This window comes from Adhaeretor mobilis (assembly GCF_007741515.1).
GTDB lineage: Bacteria > Planctomycetota > Planctomycetia > Pirellulales > Lacipirellulaceae > Adhaeretor > Adhaeretor mobilis.
In genome coordinates this window covers 817,661-834,762 of sequence record NZ_CP036263.1, presented here as the reverse complement: position 1 = coordinate 834,762, position 17,102 = coordinate 817,661, and the positions used below count along the sequence as shown (strand labels likewise).

Annotated in this window: 11 protein-coding genes; 8 read left to right on the top strand and 3 right to left on the bottom strand. The window is 55.6% G+C overall.

Annotated features, from left to right (window positions below):
• Window positions 1-161: 161 nt before the first annotated feature.
• From HG15A2_RS03240 to HG15A2_RS03205, 8 genes are all read left to right on the top strand, one after another.
• Entirely contained in the window at window positions 162-1,862 is a 1,701-nt protein-coding gene (locus tag HG15A2_RS03240; protein ID WP_145057787.1) for a S1 RNA-binding domain-containing protein, read from the top strand.
• A gap of 377 nt (window positions 1,863-2,239) precedes the next feature.
• The gene (locus HG15A2_RS03235) at window positions 2,240-2,575 is read left to right on the top strand and encodes a co-chaperone GroES (protein WP_145057785.1); all 336 of its coding nucleotides are present in this window, start codon (window positions 2,240-2,242) and stop codon (window positions 2,573-2,575) included.
• A 146-nt stretch (window positions 2,576-2,721) separates the two neighbouring features.
• Window positions 2,722-4,341, top strand: coding sequence for a chaperonin GroEL (groL, locus tag HG15A2_RS03230; protein WP_145057783.1), 1,620 nt, complete (start codon window positions 2,722-2,724; stop codon window positions 4,339-4,341).
• Window positions 4,342-4,700: 359 nt separating this feature from the next.
• Window positions 4,701-6,086, top strand: a complete 1,386-nt coding sequence (locus HG15A2_RS03225; protein ID WP_145057781.1) for an MBL fold metallo-hydrolase RNA specificity domain-containing protein — start codon at window positions 4,701-4,703, stop codon at window positions 6,084-6,086.
• A gap of 251 nt (window positions 6,087-6,337) precedes the next feature.
• A complete protein-coding gene (locus HG15A2_RS03220; RefSeq protein WP_145057779.1) occupies window positions 6,338-7,267 on the top strand; it encodes an LOG family protein in 930 nt (309 codons plus the stop codon).
• Window positions 7,268-7,514: 247 nt separating this feature from the next.
• Window positions 7,515-8,714: a TlpA family protein disulfide reductase gene (locus HG15A2_RS03215; protein WP_145057777.1), complete on the top strand. Its 1,200-nt coding sequence runs from the start codon at window positions 7,515-7,517 to the stop codon at window positions 8,712-8,714.
• A gap of 241 nt (window positions 8,715-8,955) precedes the next feature.
• Window positions 8,956-10,209 carry a TlpA family protein disulfide reductase gene (locus HG15A2_RS03210; RefSeq protein ID WP_145057775.1) on the top strand — a complete coding sequence of 418 codons (1,254 nt, stop codon included), beginning with the start codon at window positions 8,956-8,958 and terminating at the stop codon, window positions 10,207-10,209.
• 51 nt (window positions 10,210-10,260) lie between these two features.
• Window positions 10,261-11,133 (top strand): ABC transporter ATP-binding protein, encoded by an 873-nt coding sequence (locus HG15A2_RS03205; protein WP_145057773.1) that lies wholly within the window; start codon window positions 10,261-10,263, stop codon window positions 11,131-11,133.
• A gap of 260 nt (window positions 11,134-11,393) precedes the next feature.
• Here the strand turns inward: HG15A2_RS03205 and HG15A2_RS03200 are convergent, their stop codons facing one another.
• The 3 genes from HG15A2_RS03200 to HG15A2_RS03190 all read right to left on the bottom strand — a co-directional run bounded on the left by HG15A2_RS03200 (window position 11,394) and on the right by HG15A2_RS03190 (window position 16,860).
• Complete coding sequence (locus tag HG15A2_RS03200; RefSeq protein ID WP_218932299.1) at window positions 11,394-13,139, bottom strand: TolC family protein; 1,746 nt, start codon at window positions 13,137-13,139, stop codon at window positions 11,394-11,396.
• A gap of 155 nt (window positions 13,140-13,294) precedes the next feature.
• Window positions 13,295-14,749, bottom strand: a complete 1,455-nt coding sequence (locus HG15A2_RS03195) for an HlyD family secretion protein (RefSeq protein ID WP_145057769.1) — start codon at window positions 14,747-14,749, stop codon at window positions 13,295-13,297.
• Window positions 14,746-16,860 carry a peptidase domain-containing ABC transporter gene (locus HG15A2_RS03190; RefSeq protein ID WP_145057767.1) on the bottom strand — a complete coding sequence of 705 codons (2,115 nt, stop codon included), beginning with the start codon at window positions 16,858-16,860 and terminating at the stop codon, window positions 14,746-14,748. Before HG15A2_RS03190 ends, HG15A2_RS03195 begins: the two co-directional genes overlap by 4 nt.
• Window positions 16,861-17,102 lie beyond the last annotated feature (242 nt).

The window sequence follows — 17,102 nt, the reverse complement described above, 5'->3', positions numbered from 1 at the left end:
TGGTAATTCTATCGCCTTACGACTCCGGTCAGAGGCACCGAGCTGCCGCTTGTTGCATCACAACCCCTAACACTGGTAGACTTTTACGCTTGTGGATTGCCACTGGCATTCTCCACACAACCACGAGTCCCCTACTCCGATCTCAGAGTCTCTAGTAACCGATGTCTGTCGAATCTGAATCGACCTCCACCGAGGCTACCCCCTCGCCGGAAGTCACCGCTCATCCTAAAGAATCTATCTCTCCAGCTGAGGCAGCACCAGTTGCCTCTCCCGTTGCCGAGAATTCTCCCCCTAAGAGTGAGCCTGCCCAGCCTGCGTCGATGCCCGATGCGCAAGCTTCTGCTAGCGTTGCTCCGACTGAAGCTGCTTCTACTGAGGCTGCTCCAGCCCAGGGTGGTCCGTCAGCTGCTCCGGTCGCTGACGCTTCTGGCTCGCCCCCAGTCGGTGAACCTAAGACTGAGCCACCGAAGAAAGAACTGAAAATCGGTTCGCAGCGCGATGGGCAATCAGCCTCCGATGCGAAACCTAATCCGGTGATGAAAGTTTCTGAGGGCACGCCGCAAGCGGAACAAACTCGCAAGAACTATCCGCCGCCCAACGTGCGCGACAAGCTTACGCCAGAAATGGAAGCCGAACTCGAAGCGGCCATGGGCGGCGATTCGGTCGATGATGTGATTGGCGACTCGACCAAAGACGCCAGCGAAGAACTCGCCGCTGGAACCAAAGTCACAGGCAAGGTCCTCAAGGTCGCCGGCGAAGATCTCTTCTTGGAAGTCCCCGGCACGCGCCATCAGGGGGTCATTCAAGTCAAGCAGTTCGAAGCTAACGACAAGGGTGAATCCACCGTCCCTGAGCCGGGTACCCAGCTGGAAGCCATTGTCAGCAAGTTCGATGCGGAGCAGGGCATCTACGAGATGTCGATCACCACGGCGGCGGTTGACGTGGGCGATTGGGACTCTGTCAGCGAAGGTCAAGTCGTCGACGTCATGGTCGACAAGGCAAACAAAGGTGGCCTGGAATGCAAAGTCAGCGGCATCCGCGGCTTTATTCCTATGGGCCAGATATCGATCTACCGCGTCGAAAATGCGGAAGACTACGTCGGCAAGAAGATGACCTGCGTCATTAGCGAAGTGAGTCGCAAGCGTAAGAACCTCGTGCTTAGTCACCGCGCGCTGATGGAACGCGAACGCCAAGCGAACAAAGAGAAACTACTGGCTGAGCTTGCCCCCGGGCAGATGCGCGAAGGCGTGGTCCGCAGCCTGCAAGACTTTGGCGCGTTTGTCGACCTGGGCGGTGCCGACGGACTGATCCACGTGAGCCAGCTCAGCTGGGAGCGCATTGGTCACCCCAGCGAGGTGCTACAAGTTGGCCAGAAAGTCAAAGTGAAGGTCGAGAAGTTCAACCAAGAGACCGGCAAAATTGGCCTCAGCTATCGTGAAGCGGGCGAGAACCCCTGGAACGATGTCACGACCAAGTACCCCGTCGGCACCAAAGTCAAAGGTACCGTCACCAAGCTCATGCAGTTCGGTGCATTCGTGAAATTGCAGCCGGGCGTTGAGGGGCTTATTCACATCTCAGAATTGGGCCACGGCCGAGTTCATCGCACAAGCGACGTACTTAGTGAAGGTCAGGAAGTGGAAGTGCAGGTGCTGTCAGTCGACGCGGAGGCCCAGAAGATCGGCCTCTCGCTCAAGGCACTCATGGACAAGCCAGAAAGGCCCAAAAGCGACAGAGAAAAGCAAGTCGATGCGGCCATGGATGCCGCGGAGCAGAGACCTCGCAAAGAGCGGAAGCACGACCCCAACCTCAAAGGCGGCATCGGCGGCCCTAGCGGCGGCGAGCAGTTCGGCCTGAAGTGGTAGGAGAGTCGAGTGCCTAGAGACCAGAGTCTAGAGATCCAGCTAGGCGCCTCTAGACTCTAGACACTCAGCTCTAGACACTCAGCTCTAGACTTTCTGCCATAATGGCACCTCACATGGGCGGGTTTTCCGCCTGAGAACCGGTTGCCGACCGTTTTGGCAGCCCTCGCTTTTCTCGGTAATTCACGTAATCGCTTACTGAGTCTCTAGTTGCAGCGAATGCGTAGCTTTGGCGCGCTGATTGCTTACCAATACGACTCTAAAAGACTGCTACAAAACAACTCTGACGCTCCGGCGGTGCCTAGCACCACGGCTATCGGAGCCAACAGCTAAGCTAATAGCCCCCATCTACCAGAAACCTACACACGGAGACTCCCCCCATGGCCGCAGCCACCAAGAAGAAGCCATCAACGAAGAAGAAGAGCAAAGTCGCTCTCCAGCCGCTTGGCGACAAAGTTGTTGTCGAACGTGACGAATCACTCGACACCACTGCCGGCGGCATCGTGCTGCCAGACTCCGCCAAGGACAAGCCTTCCCGTGGCACGATCATAGCGATCGGCACCGGTAAGCTCCTCGACGACGGCAGCCGTGGCTCGCTGCAGGTGAAAAAGGGCGATCGCATCCTGTTTACCAGCTACGCCCCTGAGACGATCACCGTCGGCGACGACGAGTACCTGCTGATGAGCGAGAGCGATATCCTGGCAGTGATTGAGTAGATAAGTCGGCAGGGGGGCAGTAGGCAGTAAACTTCGCAATGCGACTTACTGCCGACCGCCCACTGCCTACTGCCCACGATTGCTCTCTAAGACCCAAAAGCTTCCAAATACCGAAACATTAACCAACAATTCAAGGAGCCACCCCCATGGCTAAGATGATTGCCTTTGATCAAGAAGCTCGCGACGCTATGCGTCGCGGCGTTCAGAAACTCGCCCGTGCCGTCAAGATTACGCTCGGCCCCAAGGGTCGCAACGTGATCCTGCAAAAGAGCTTCGGCTCGCCAACGGTTACTAAGGACGGCGTTTCGGTCGCTAAAGAGATCGAGCTGGAAGACACCTACGAAAACATGGGTGCCCAGATGGTGAAGGAAGTCGCCAGCAAGACTTCCGATGTGGCCGGCGACGGCACCACCACGGCCACCGTCATGGCCGAGGCGATCTTCAACGAAGGCCTGCGTGCTGTCGTGGCTGGCGTGAACCCTGTACAGATGAAGCAGGGTATCGAGCAAGCTGTCGCGGACATCACCGAAGAACTCAAGAAGATGTCCATCAAGATCAAGAGCACCGAAGAGATGGCTCAGGTCGGTACGGTCGCTTCGAACGGCGATCGCGAAATCGGTGACATGCTTGCTCAGGCAATGGAAAAAGTGGGTAAGGATGGCGTCATCACTGTGGACGAAGGCAAATCGCTCGCCACGGAAGTCGAATGGGTCGAAGGTATGCAGTTCGACCGCGGCTACCTGTCGCCTTACTTTGTGACCGATCAAACTTCGATGGAAGCTGTGCTCGAAGATTGCTACGTGCTGATCCACGAGAAGAAGATCACCAGCGTGAAAGACCTTGTGCCTTGTCTGGAAGCTGTGGTCAACGCCGGTAAGCCGTTGTTGATCGTTGCTGAAGACATCGAAGGCGAAGCACTTGCCACACTCGTAATCAACCGCCTCCGCGGTACGTTCAACGTGTGTGCCGTAAAGGCCCCTGGCTTTGGCGATCGTCGCAAGGCAATGCTCGAAGACATCGCGATGCTCACCGGTGGTCAAGCGATCTTCGAAGACCTCGGCATCAAGCTGGAAAGCATTGGTCTGGCTGAGCTGGGTCGTGCCAAGAAGGTCATGGTTGACAAGGACAACACCACAATCATCGAAGGTGCTGGCAAGAGTGCGGACATCAAGGGCCGCATCGACCAGATCCGTCGCGAGATCGACAACGCCACCAGCGACTACGACAAGGAGAAGCTCGAAGAGCGTCTCGCGAAGCTTGCCGGCGGTGTTGCCAAGGTAAACGTTGGTGCCGCGACCGAAAGCGAAATGAAGGAAAAGAAGGCTCGCGTTGAAGACGCGCTGCACGCCACCCGTGCTGCCGTCGAAGAGGGCATCCTCCCAGGTGGTGGTGTCGCTCTCCTGCGTGCCAGTAGCAAGGTAAAGGCTGGCGACGTGTCGCACGACCAAGAGGTCGGCTACAACATCGTGGTCCGCTCCTGCCGTGCCCCGCTGACCGCCATTGCTGGTAACGCCGGCCAAGATGGTGGCATTGTGTGCGAGAAGGTTGTCGAGAGCAAAGGCAACACCGGCTACAACGCCGCGACCGACCAGTACGAAGATCTGGTCAAAGCCGGCGTCATCGATCCGATGAAGGTCACGCGCACCGCGCTGCAAAACGCAGCGAGTGTCGCGACCTTGCTACTGACCAGCGACGCGCTGATCGCCGAAGCCCCGAAGAAGGGCGGCAAGTCAGCTGCCACTCCTGGCATGGACGACATGTATTGAGCAACACCCTGAAACTCAGGCTCTGGCCTGAGTGTGAAGAGTTCAACATCTCCGAAAAGCCCCGGCCGATAAAGGTCGGGGCTTTTTTTTTGCAAGCTGGCCCCAGCATAGATGCTGGGCCTAATAGTTCGGAGTCGGTACGAAGCCGGTGAGAAGGGCCTGCTAGAAGGAGTTTCGAGGCCTAGTCCAGGCACCTACTCTGGGAAGGCGATATTCCACGAATTCTCAAGGGTAACAAGCTACCCCATGCCGATCCCTCTCGAGACTCGTGTTCAATCTCAGCGCAAAACCGGCTATGCTATCGCTCTCACTCAATAGCCTTACCTGCAACCAACTCCGCGACTCACACCGAGATACGTATGGCAAAAATTACTTTCCACGGTGCGGCACGAACCGTTACCGGCTCGAAGTACTTACTGGAAGCCGACGGTGCTAGCGTGTTGGTGGATTGCGGAATGTTCCAGGGGCAGAAGCATCTTCGTGAGTTGAATTGGGCCGACACGCCATTTGATTCGAAGTCGCTCGACGCCATCGCGCTCACGCATGCGCATCTCGATCACTGTGGCTATCTTCCCCGAGTGGTTAAACAGGGCTTCAACGGCAAAGTGTACTGCACACCAGCCACGGCCAAGCTGGGGGAGATCATCATGCTCGACTCGGCGAAAATCCAAGAGTACGATGCCGCCTACGCCAACAAGAAGGGCTTCTCTAAACACAAGCCGGCCCTGCCGTTGTACGACGGTCAGGATGTGAAGCGGACTCTCAAACTGCTCAAAGAAGTATCACGGGAAAAGTGGATCAATGTCGCGGGTCCCATCTGGATGCGTTTCCACGACGCAGGGCACTTGTTGGGCTCGAATATGATCGAATGTGAAGTCCGTACCGGCAAGAAACCCATTCGCATACTCTTCTCTGGCGATGTTGGTCGCTACGACGGACCACTCTATCACGACCCTGCTCCGCCAACCGAGTGCGACTACTTAATTTGCGAAAGCACCTACGGCAATCGGGATCATCCCGACTCGGACTTGGTCAAGGCGCTCGAAGACGTTGTACAGCGTTCGCTCAAGCGAGGCGGCGTGATGCTGATGGCTTCGTTTGCCGTGGGTCGTGCCCAGCAGTTGATCTATCTATTGCAGCTCTTGAAATGTGAAGATCGCATCCCCGACTTGCCGATCTATCTCGACAGTCCGATGTCTTGCAACGCGACGGATATTTATCGCGAGCATGCAATCGATCATGATCTGTCGGAAGGCGAGTTGTGCGGCGATCGTCCCGTACTCGGGGGCCCGGCTGTGCACCTATGTCGCAGTGCGGATGAATCCAAGGCGCTGAACAACCTGACCGGCGGGGCCATTATCATTGCTTCCAGCGGAATGATGACGGGCGGGCGAATTATCCACCACTTGAAGCAACGCTTATCCGACCCCAAAACCACCATCGTCATGGGCGGGTACCAAGCCATCGGCACGCGCGGCCGCCGGCTGGAGGAAGGTGCTGAGACACTGCGAATCCACGGCATCGACGTACCCGTGCAAGCAGCCATCGAAAAGGTGCCCGGTCTCAGCGGCCACGCCGATCGTAGCGGACTGTTCCGCTGGCTGAGAGATTTGCCCGCGCCCAAGCACACATTTCTCACTCACGGCGAACCCGACAGTTCCGACGCAATGGCCGAAGAACTACGCGAAACTCGTGGCTGGGAAGTCACCTGCCCCGAGTTGGGTGAGTCGCATGAACTCGTATAACCACCACTTCTTAAACAACCACAGGGGACACAGGCGATAATGGAACGTAGATAAACGCGGATTCGGCGGATGATCGCAGATCAGTATCCAGGTAGCGGTCAACCGAACCAGTTGAAGAGATTGCAACTCAGATATTATTGATTCTTCTGAGAAATAGGTTTGTATCCGCCCGATCCGCGTCCAATCCCCTCCCCTAACTCCATCGCCTCTGTGGTTCGATAAGAGAACTCAAACAGAACGCCAATTAGATTATGTCTGACCAACGAGCAAGCAAGCCACGACCCGTCGCCGAAACAGGTGGCGGAGCTGCCGAGCCTGAACTACCACCAAGTCGTTTCGACCTCGATGAGGCTGTCGCCAAGAATCGCCGTGCGATTTTGGAGTCGCACAGCTACCGGCTGCCAGAGGTGGATATCGACTTCCTGGGTCGCAGCGAGCAACGCCCCATCCGCATGCAGTTGGAATTACAAAAGGCTGAGACGTTGCTGCGAGAGAACAATGTGGCGACCACAGTCGTCGTGTTCGGCGGCACACAAATTGTTCCCAAGGAGGAGGCCGAGGCTCGCCTTGCCGGCGCAAAGCGCCATCAAGAGAAACGCCCCGATGACCCTCGGATTGCGCGTGAAATCGAACGTGCTGAAGCGGTGCTGAAGAACAGTCACTTCTATGACGAAGCGAAGGAGTTTGCCAAAATCGTCTCTTCCTCTTGCCAAAAAGATGGTAAGTGTGACTTTGTAATCACCACGGGCGGCGGCCCCGGCATCATGGAAGCAGCCAACCGCGGAGCGTTCGAAATCGGCGCGAAGAGCTGCGGTCTGAATATTGAATTGCCTCACGAGCAGGAGCCGAACCACTATATCACGCCCGAACTGTGCTTTCAGTTTTCCTACTTCGCGATGCGGAAGTTCCACTTCATCCTGCGTGCTGCAGCGCTGGCGGTATTTCCGGGCGGTTTTGGCACGCTCGACGAGCTATTCAACACGCTCACGCTACGTCAAACGGGACGCATGCAGGAAATTCCGATCATCATGTATGGGACGGAGTATTGGAACAATTTGATCAACTTCCAGCAGTTTGCCGACGAAGGTGTTATTGCTGACGAGCACCTCGATTTGCTCCATTTCGCCGATTCCCCCGAGGAAGCGTGGCGAATCATCGCCGAGTTCCATCAGGTCGATTGAGCGTAAGACTCAGTTCCCATCGAACAGGCATTGCCTGCGTTACGTAGTAAATCTTACAGCTCTTGGCCCAAGCGAATGCAATAATTCGCTGTAGTGTGAAGCGGATCGCTATGCTGAGGGGCCGGTCGAGATTCAGCTAATCGAGCTGAGTCCGTTTCAGAGGCTCCGTACAACGCGTAGCTCGCGGGCTAATCGAATCCCAAAAAGTAAAATTTCAAAAATAATACAATTTCTAGGATGCTTTGTAATGCGTAGTGACTGTGCCCGACTCTTCCAGTGTTTCTGTTTAGCAATTGCGAACATAGTCTTATGCGTTGCTTGTACGCAGCAATCGATCGCTCAGGAGGCTGCGACCAAAGTTGAGGATGCGGCAACGACTGACGAACCGACCATTGACCCGTTCACAGTTCCTGACGGCAGTGCTGATGCGATCATCGAATTTATGCAGGGGTTAAGCAAGCTGAAGCCTGAGGAAGGTCAAGATCGAAACGCGTTTATCAAGAAACTCACCGAAACCATGCGTGATTCCGCAGACGCGCTGTTGAAAAAGAAACCCGACGAGCAGGAACTCACTCTCGGCAATCGGGTACTGCTCATCTCTTTGGAACGTCTTGCCGAGATGGGTGATCAGCAGGCAGCTAAACGTTTGCCCAAGGAAGTCGCGCGAGCCAAAGCAAGCAAGGTGGACGGCATCGCGAGCCTTGGTTGGCAGTTCCAACTTGTCGGCCAATTGGAGAGTTGGGAAGACCTCAACGAAAAAAGCAAGCAGGATTTCGTAAAGAAGACGCTCAAGCAGATGCAAGAGGATGGCTTTCGCCCTGTGCACGCCCAACTGCTGCAAATGACCAGCGAAGCCCTGCAAGATATCGACCCCAAATACGCCGGGGCTGTACTCCGCGGCTCGATTGACTTGATGAAACGCAGCGATAACCCCCAACTTCGCAATAGTGTCGGCAGACTTGAGGGCACGCTCCGCCGGATGGAATTGCCTGGCAACCAAATGGAAGTCTTCGGCACGCTGCTCTCCGATGAGAAGGTAGACTGGAAATCTTACCGTGGTAAAGTCGTGCTAGTCGATTACTGGGCAACCTGGTGCGGTCCGTGCCGCGACGAGGTGCCCAACCTACTAAAGATGTACGACGCGTATCATGAGAAGGGCTTCGAGGTGCTCGGCATCTCGCTCGATGAAACGGCCGAGGACGCTCAAAGCTACATCGACGACATGGACATCCCCTGGGCGACGATCTTCTCGAAGAAAGAAGCTGACCGTGGCTGGAACAATCCCATGGCTCGCCACTACGGTATCAGCGGCATCCCAACGGCGATCCTCGTTGACCGCGACGGCAAGGTCGTCCACATGAACGCCCGCGGCCGAAACTTGAGAGCGAAGCTGCAAGAGTTGCTGGGCGATCCGATTGAGAAAGCCAAGCCTGAGGACAAGGATTAGCGAATCCTCACAAGAGATTCAGACAGGATTTAGAGGAGACACCGGATTGTGGATCGCGTCGCCGCAAACTGCCTCCAGGCAACCCTGTAAATCCCGTCAAGTCCTTTGCTAGCCCCCGCCTAGCGGGCGGCTTGCAGTGGGCTAGCAGGTCGCGATAATGGTTCTTCTAGGCAGCCTGCCTCTGGCAACTAGCCTCTCTCCGTAATCGGTCCTACCTGCTTCGACCCACCGAGTTAGATTCATGTCGTTCTCCGCTGTAAAGCCACTGCGTACACTTTCTACCCTGCTCCTGCTCGCTAGCTCCACTCAGGCAGCTGAGACTACCGCACAATCGCAGGCAGAACCGGAAATCTCCAAACAGGCCGTCGAGCTTTTCAAGTCGCCCCAAGGGGATCTTGCAGCGAAGCTCAATTTCATAGACGAACTTGTGACGCGGCAACCGCCCGAGGGCGATCAACGGCAGCAACTGGCTCACCAGCGAAAGGTTGCACGAAGTGTCGTAGCAACTGCTACAGAGGCACTTGAAGAAAAGCCAACAGGAGAGCAAGCCGTACAAACGCATTTCTTTCTCCTGCAAGGTTTGAGCGTTCTCCGACAGTTGGAAGAACCGAAGATCGAAGCCGAGCTAAGTAAAGCGATTGAAGCCGCGTGCAAACACAAGTCGAGCGAAGTGGCTGGCATCGGCATGAAGTTTTTCATTGAAGACGCGTACGACCGATGGCCTACGCTGCGAGAAGAAGGGCGCAAGAGCGTCGTCGCCAAAATCACTAACCATCTGATAACAGCCAATCTGGCTCCGCAACATGTGATGGTTGCCATCAATGTGGCGGACTTCGTTGCGGTTTCCGGTGATACCAAGCTTGCTACCGAGCTAATCGAAGCAACGCTACCTAAGTTCAAGGATGCCGAATCGCCTGAGATCCGCGAGCAGGCCAAGGTGCTGGAAGGTATTCAACGACGCATCAATCTGCCCGGGAAATCGCTCAAGCTCACTGGCAGGCGGCTAGGCAAAGAGGAAGAGGGAGAGAAGTTCGATTGGGGGAAGTACCGAGGCAAGGTCGTACTGATCGACTTCTGGGCGTCGTGGTGCGGCCCGTGCCGTGCAGAGTTGCCCAATGTTTCGCGGCTCTATCGGGCGTATCATGATAAAGGCTTCGAGGTCGTCGGCATCAATCTCGACAATAAGCCAGAGCAAGCACGTAAGTTCATCGCCGAGAAACGACTCCCCTGGGCCACGCTTTACAGCTTCGAGAAGAGCAAGCGCGGCTGGAGCGATCCGCGTGCCGTCGAATTCGGCGTCACGGGCATACCGTTCGCCATTCTGATTGATCGTGATGGAAATGTGATTGACACCCACGCCCGCGAGCAGCATCTGGTTGATTTGCTAAGGGACCAACTCGGCGAACCGCTGGCGAGCCTTGAAGCGGCTCCCAAAGCTATGACAGCGGCGAAGGTCAAGCTTGATGACTCGGTACAGCCGGTCAGTTCTGAGTAAGATACCGGGCGAGGCACTTCGATTTGACTTCTGTCGAAATGACTAGAAATCATGCTACTAGAAACCCAATCGCTGACGAAACGGTACGGCAAGATATCCGCACTGAGTGATTGCTCCTTCAGTGCCGAGCCAGGTGAAATACTCGGGCTACTCGGCCCCAACGGTGCGGGAAAAACAACGCTGTTACGATTGCTACTCGGGTTCCTCAAGCCGACCTCGGGTAGCGCCAAGATTGGCGATCTCGATTGCTATCACGACTCCGTGGCCGTCCACAACGATTTGACCTACCTGCCTGGCGAAGCCCGCTTATCCCGCGAGCTTTCAGGCCGTCAGACTTTGGAATTCTTCACGCGTTTGCGAGCAGGAGCCTCGCTAGAACGCTCTCTTGCCTTGGCCGACCGGTTGAAGCTCGACCTCTCGCGCAGAGTCCATAAGATGTCCACAGGCATGCGGCAGAAGTTGGCCCTGGCCGCCACTTTGGCCGCAGATGTGAAACTGGTAATTCTCGACGAGCCGACCGCCAACCTTGATCCCAACGCAAGGCGCGACGTACTGGACCTAGTTCGCGAGACGCGCGATGCCGGTAGAACGGTGCTGTTCTCGTCGCACGTCTTGTCGGAAGTCGAGGAAGTTTGCGATCGTGCCATACTGCTACGCGAAGGCCGGCTTGTGGACACGGTGCGCATCGCGGACGTAAAAAGGCAGCACCGCATTCAAGCCCTCCTCCGGGGTCAGTTGAATCTGCCCAGCGAGAAACTTGCCAAACAAATGAAGATAGAAACGAACGATAGCGGCCGCGTTACCATCCTCACCGACGGAGACCTCGCACCGCTGTTGGGCTGGCTCTCTGATCAAGCGGTCACTGAATTGCAGATTGAGCCGGTGGGGTTGAAAACGGTGTACGAGCGGTATCATCCAGTGTAGAAACCTTTCAACCACTAAGCACAAAGTTCGGTCGTGGGGGTTTTGAAAAGACGGTGTCAAATCGATATTTTCTTGGTGCCCTTTGTGTCCTTCGTGGTTAAAAAGGGTAGGCCAGCAAATCCCCGTCGTCTTCGAACACTGACGAGTAAGTGCTCGTTTGCTCGCAGAACTTGAACGCCTCGCCGGCTTCAAAACGATAGCCCCAACCGGTGAGCTTCAGATTGCTGGCTGCCAGTGAACTGGCGTTTAGCGGGAGCGTTTTAGGAAAGTGGCTCTTTAACGGATTCAGGAGTCACCGGCTCTGCTAGCGGCGCGCCAAAACCCATTGCCGCAGCGTAGTCGGCCTTCGCGACGTGGTACTCAAAAAAGGCGGAGATGCGCTGGACGGCTGCTTCGGCAGTTTGTTTTTCGCGGGCGTTGAGCTCGAATAATGTGCTTTGGCCCACGGAGAAGAGTTCTCGCTCTGCCTCAAGCATTTGATCTGCGAGCGAGTAGCTTTCTGTTGCTTTGGTGACACGCTCTCCAGCGGCGGTCAGGGCGACTCGAGCAATGCGTACGTCGGCTACAATCTTGTCAGAAGTGAATCGCGTCTTGGCGGAAATACTCGCCAATTTGCCTTGCAGGCTGCGAATCTTGCCGCGGGCTTTGCGTCGTTCCAACGGCACGCTCAGTGTGATGAGTGCTTCGAGCTCTAATTCTGATTTATCTCGCTTGCTGCTTGTTGGAGCGCCCACATCCTGCCCGACAAGCACACCCGCATCAATATCGGGCCGCATTTCGTTGCACGCTTGCCGCATAGCGATGTTGATTTGTTGACGGATGATTTGAAGCTCTGAAAGTTCGGGGCGCTGGGCAAGAGCCAGCTCGACATCGTCCGTCAGCAACTCAGAAGTTTGATTACTACCCAGGGAATGGTCGTCAGCAGTCTCGCTAGGCACCGGAAACTCTGCGGGTAGACGCTGCGCGTCGATCAGGAAGGGAGCACCTGCATCAGTGCGGAGGAACAGTGAAAGCTTAATTGCCGCCTGCTCAAGCTTGCGTCGCGCACCAACCAGCTTTGCTTCACGAGAAACAATAATCCGCTGATTATCAACAAGATCAATAGGAGCTTTTTCTTGTAATTCTACTTGTACTTTGAGCCCTTCATTGCGTTGTATAGCCAAGTCCAGCAAACCCTGCATCACGCGATAGTTAGCTCCCGCAGCAACCCAGTTCCAATAGGCTACACTACCATCGCGCACTGATGTGATCACCTGCTGCAAGACTACCGGTTCGAGACGACGGCGTTCCAATTGGGCACGCCAAAGTTCAGCACGATTGGCGTCGATCCAGCGGTCGCGAATCACCGGCGCCATAAAGCCTGCTTTGAATTCGCCCCCTTTGTTGGTTGCGCGTTCCTGGTACCAGGGCTCGAACACGCCCCGACCGTTGCGATATTTGGCAAAAGTGTGACCACCCCAGCGAGTATCTCGCTTCAAGCCAATTTCGTGGCGATAGTTTTCATAGTAGTCCAGAGGCTGGGACTCTGTGAATCCTTCCAGCTTCCGATCAAACGCGCCGTTGGCGGAGAGAATTTCGCCCGACGCAATCGCCCTCCCAGCGGCCGCTTGCTGGATGAGCGGGAAGTGACTACGAACCGAGGCGACCACGGCACTGAGTTCGAGGTCCATTGCGCCAGGCGATTCTTCAGCGATCTCCACACTGCTAGCAGTCGGATCAGAGGGCGGAAGCCGCAATAACTCTGCGTCAGTTTCGTCCTCTTCTGCTGGCAATAACTCTTCTGTGCTCTCCACGACTTCCTGGTTCTGAGTTCCGGCCTCGGGAGGAGCTGCTGGATTTGCCAAGTAGGTTGCCTGCTGAACGTAGTCCTCCGGCTTTGGCTCAACTGCGGTGGCTTGGAGATTGGGCATGTCCGATGCCTCATGGCGTTCCTGCTTGCCTGTAGTGCGGCATCCTGCTTCAGCGAGCAACAAGATAGCGACGATGGCAGGGCGAAGGAAACACACAGGAAGCATCCACTGCTAGCACTCGAAAGGTGCGTGCATAAGAAGAGTACGGAAGGGCGCTAAAGGAGTTATCGGCCCGCTCACCGCTTTGAAGTGGCGAATCGAGTCGATTTCGCCGAATTCGTTGTGCTCGGTTTGAAGGTAGCACGAACCGGCTAGAGCTTAATTTTGGGCGGTTTGGCGGCTTTCGCGTCCGCCTTGGACTTGAGCGAAGGCGGGAAGCCATTCATGCGACGCCAGACTTCGTAACCCAGGGCCACCTGGTCGAGCAGCACCCAACCGTTGGCTCGTACGCCTTGCCGCAAGTAGGGGTAGTCAGGCCAGGGGGCGTCGTCCTCCTCGTCAGGGACGACCACCACTCGGAATTTCCCCATTCCATCATCGGTTGGATCGACGATCGCTACTTTTCCGCCGAAGGTACCCACAGCGACGCTCGGCCAACCAGAGAATTGCGCCGCTGGCCAGCCTTCGAACTGGAGGCGAACGTGACGACCTGGAGAGATCAGCGGGGCATCGTTGCCGCTGACCCAAATCTGCACGGCTGGTTTTTCTGTACGCGGGACGATCGTGAAAAGTATGTCTCCCTGTTTCACAATCGCGGCTTGATTGTTCGCAATTAGTCGCATGATGTAACCATCGCGGGGAGCACGTACTTCCTGGGTCTCCTGCCGTGCCAGCTGTGTTCGCAGCTTTGCCAGATCGTTCTTGATTTTGCTTGTCTCTTCGAGAGTCTTAGCAATATCGACTTCAGCCTTGGAGGACTCACTCTGTGATTTTGCCAGCTCGGAGCTCACCTTATCGATCTTACTCTGCCATTCTTGTTGCTTTGCCTTCCGATCGCTTTTCTTGCCCTCAACGTCATTGAGTGCTGCCTGCACATACTGCTCGGCCATGGACTGCTTGGCCGTGGCTTGACGGAGCTTGAGATCGACCTCTTGGAACTTTAGCCCTGATTCAAAGCCTTTCTCTTGAAGTTTTTTCTTACGCTCGAAGTCAAGCTTGGCCTGCCAAACGGTATCTTCAGTGGCTTTCAGCGCTGCACGTTCAGCAGCCAGTTTGTTCTCGGCCATCAAGACGTAGGCATCAGCAGCCGAGAGTGACTCGGCCTGAGCACCGCGTAGAGAACTGGTTTCCTGCTCTTTAGCAGCCATCACGAGCGACATCGCGCGGTACTGATCTTCAGTCCTAGCCAGACGCTGCTGAGCGGCTGCAAGCTGATCCTCGGTATTCTTGACCTGCTCCTGAATCCTAGTGAGGTAATTGGGGTCTTGATCAACAATCTTGTAGACGAGCTGTCCTTTCTTCACTTCTGCGTTCTCGTAAATCTCATCGCCGATTTCCGCGATGACACCTTTCACCGGCGCCTGCACAGCCTGGGGGCGATTCATCGGGTCGAATGCAACGACGGAACCTTCACCGGTAACCGTCTGTTGCCAGGGAGCGAACAACATCGCAAGCAAGAATAATCCAAGCGCGGCCAATAGCCACTTCGCGATCCGGCGCGCAGCTCGCAAGGATCTCGTAAGCCGCAACGTAGGGAAGCTGATTTCACTATAAGCCACTTTCGCCAATGGCCCATCACCTTGAGAAGCGTCGACCGTGGTTTTCATCGTTTCGCCTCCGAATCAATTTCGACAGTACGCTCAAACCTACTCGCCACTTCTGGCTTCGCAGTGGCAACCAAGAGCGTCCATTCCCGCGAAGGATCGCACAATGCTTCGTAAACGCTGTGAAACTGCACATCACCTAGCAAGTCGAGAAGGCCGTCAATGAGCAAGACGCGTGGCTTAGCTGCCACGGCTCGAGCAAGCATCAGCAAGTGCTGCTGAATATAGCGTAGCGGAAGCCCCGTAGCATTGAGAGGTGTATCCAAGCCTTCGGGGAGTCGCAATACGTCATCCAGTATACCCGCCAAGTGTAGTGCCCAGCGCACATCGCTCATACTAACCCCGGGTCTTCCCAGGTGAACATTCTCTGCGATGGTGCCTTCAAATATCTCTGCCCCGCGCACCAGTGCCACTGCGCTGCGGAGCGTCTCAGGATTGAGATCACGCGGGTCGGAGTGCTCGATCTCGACATGCCCCCCTTCGGGTAATCGCAGGCCATAGAGCACGTCGAACAAGACGCAGCTACCAGTTTCGTAGGGGAGAAGCAATGCAATTCGCTCTCCCGACTCCGCACTGAGCGTTAGCCCTCGGTTCAGCAGCGGTCCGCCAGCCGAGTGCCTGACTTCGGTCAGCCTCAAGCGCGCTCCCGTTCCTGGATTTAGGGCAAGCACGCCGTCTTGAGGCTCGATCTCGATATCGAAGAGGTGCCCCAGTTTGTCCACCGAGGCAATAACATCGTAAAAGCCCTCGATATGTTTGCCCAACTTTGCTAGCGAGCCGAGAATCGTAGCAACAATGAGTTCGGCAGCGACCAACTGCCCTAGGGTGAGTTGTCGTTGGATCACAAGCCATCCTCCAAACCCCAGAAGAACAGTACCAGCGATCGCTTGGAGGCTGAGGATAAAGAGCATTTGTCGGAACAAAAGGGCGAAGTGTGCCCGGCGTGCGGCAAGGTACTCAGCTGTTATCAGGTTGGCTCGATCAATGGCAAACTCAGCACCGCCAGCTAGCTTGAAGCCTACAGAACAGCGGATCACGTCCTCCAGCCAAGCCGCTAAGCGATACTTTTCTTTCGACTCGTCAATGCCCGACTTAATCGCTCCGCGTCCCAATAGGTAGACACCACCGACAACTATTACGAGCAATAGCACATCGAAACCAAGTAGCCACGGGTGATAGAAGGCCAGCACCGCCATGCCGATGAAAGTGGTCAGGATAATTGCCATGCCATCCAGCAATAATTGAGCAACTACTTTTTGAAGTGTCACGACATCAAAAAAGCGATTGGCTAATTCAGGGCCATAGTGCTCGTGGAGCGACTCTCGATTTATGCGCGGGAAGCGGTAGGCGAGATCCGCCGCAATGCGAACGAATAGCCGCCGTTGAATGATTTCGACTACGAAAGTTTGCAGTGCTCGCATCATTGCAGCAAAGCTCAGGAAGCCGAACAAGAGGATGGAGAGCACCAAGAGCGGTTGCAGCAGGCGACCAAAGGCAACTAGATTGACCAATGCCTCAACGGCAATGGGTGTCGCCAGATTGAGTAGTCCCGCGAAAAAGGCGAATACTGCCACTACCCAAACGTCTGACCACTCAGCACGCAATAGCGCAAAGAACCTGCGAACTGGGTTATCTTCAAATTTCGAGGCATGCTCGTGGCTAAATTCCGCGTCACTTACCAGCAGCCACGAGGATTTCTCGGGCTCTCCGTTCGCATCGTCTATTGAGTAGTCTGGCGGCAATGAATCAGCGGAAAGTTGCGATGACTCATCCTGTGCCGCAACGAAGATACTAGCCTTATTTCCTGCCTGCTTCATAAGTAGCGCAGGAGTTGACCGCTCGCCTATACGGCCTACCAAGAGTGCCCCATTCTCTGCTAGAGAAAATGCCTCGTCTCTAGCTATCTCGAGTTGCCGGACTTGCAAGCCGAGACTCTTGACGGCGGCTGTGAGCCAATCTTGCCACTTAGCTTCAAAATCGCCAGGCGACGAACTGCGCGATTCCACTACCAGCTGCTCCGCGCGGAGGTGCTCGACACCAGTGCCCAATTCACGTGTGATCTGCACGATAATCGCGGCGAGGTCGTACTGAGATTGAGATAGGTCGTCGGACATTAGAAACACAGCTGGGGGGGAATTCCCTCCCAGCTAATAGGTGGTAGAGGCTGATGCAGCCATCATGCTATCCGGTTCTAGCTATCACTGACAGTGTGATTGAAGAGACCCCGGCCGGTACGTCGTGCGAGACGACGCCCAAAGCTAAGCCAGCAGATCGCCGTCATCGCCCTACACCAAAGTGTAAGTGCTCGGGTCTTCATTGAACTTGAATACTTCACCCGATCCGAGGCGGTAGACAG

What these genes read in the sequence shown, in the direction of transcription:
- groL (WP_145057783.1), top strand. Translation starts at nt 2,722, where the DNA reads ATGGCTAAGATGATTGCCTTTGATCAAGAAGCTCGCGACGCTATGCGT.
- HG15A2_RS03220 (WP_145057779.1), top strand. Translation starts at nt 6,338, where the DNA reads ATGTCTGACCAACGAGCAAGCAAGCCACGACCCGTCGCCGAAACAGGT.
- HG15A2_RS03225 (WP_145057781.1), top strand. Translation starts at nt 4,701, where the DNA reads ATGGCAAAAATTACTTTCCACGGTGCGGCACGAACCGTTACCGGCTCG.
- HG15A2_RS03235 (WP_145057785.1), top strand. Translation starts at nt 2,240, where the DNA reads ATGGCCGCAGCCACCAAGAAGAAGCCATCAACGAAGAAGAAGAGCAAA.
- HG15A2_RS03205 (WP_145057773.1), top strand. Translation starts at nt 10,261, where the DNA reads ATGCTACTAGAAACCCAATCGCTGACGAAACGGTACGGCAAGATATCC.
- HG15A2_RS03195 (WP_145057769.1), bottom strand. Translation starts at nt 14,749, where the DNA reads ATGAAAACCACGGTCGACGCTTCTCAAGGTGATGGGCCATTGGCGAAA.
- HG15A2_RS03210 (WP_145057775.1), top strand. Translation starts at nt 8,956, where the DNA reads ATGTCGTTCTCCGCTGTAAAGCCACTGCGTACACTTTCTACCCTGCTC.
- HG15A2_RS03190 (WP_145057767.1), bottom strand. Translation starts at nt 16,860, where the DNA reads ATGTCCGACGACCTATCTCAATCTCAGTACGACCTCGCCGCGATTATC.
- HG15A2_RS03215 (WP_145057777.1), top strand. Translation starts at nt 7,515, where the DNA reads ATGCGTAGTGACTGTGCCCGACTCTTCCAGTGTTTCTGTTTAGCAATT.
- HG15A2_RS03240 (WP_145057787.1), top strand. Translation starts at nt 162, where the DNA reads ATGTCTGTCGAATCTGAATCGACCTCCACCGAGGCTACCCCCTCGCCG.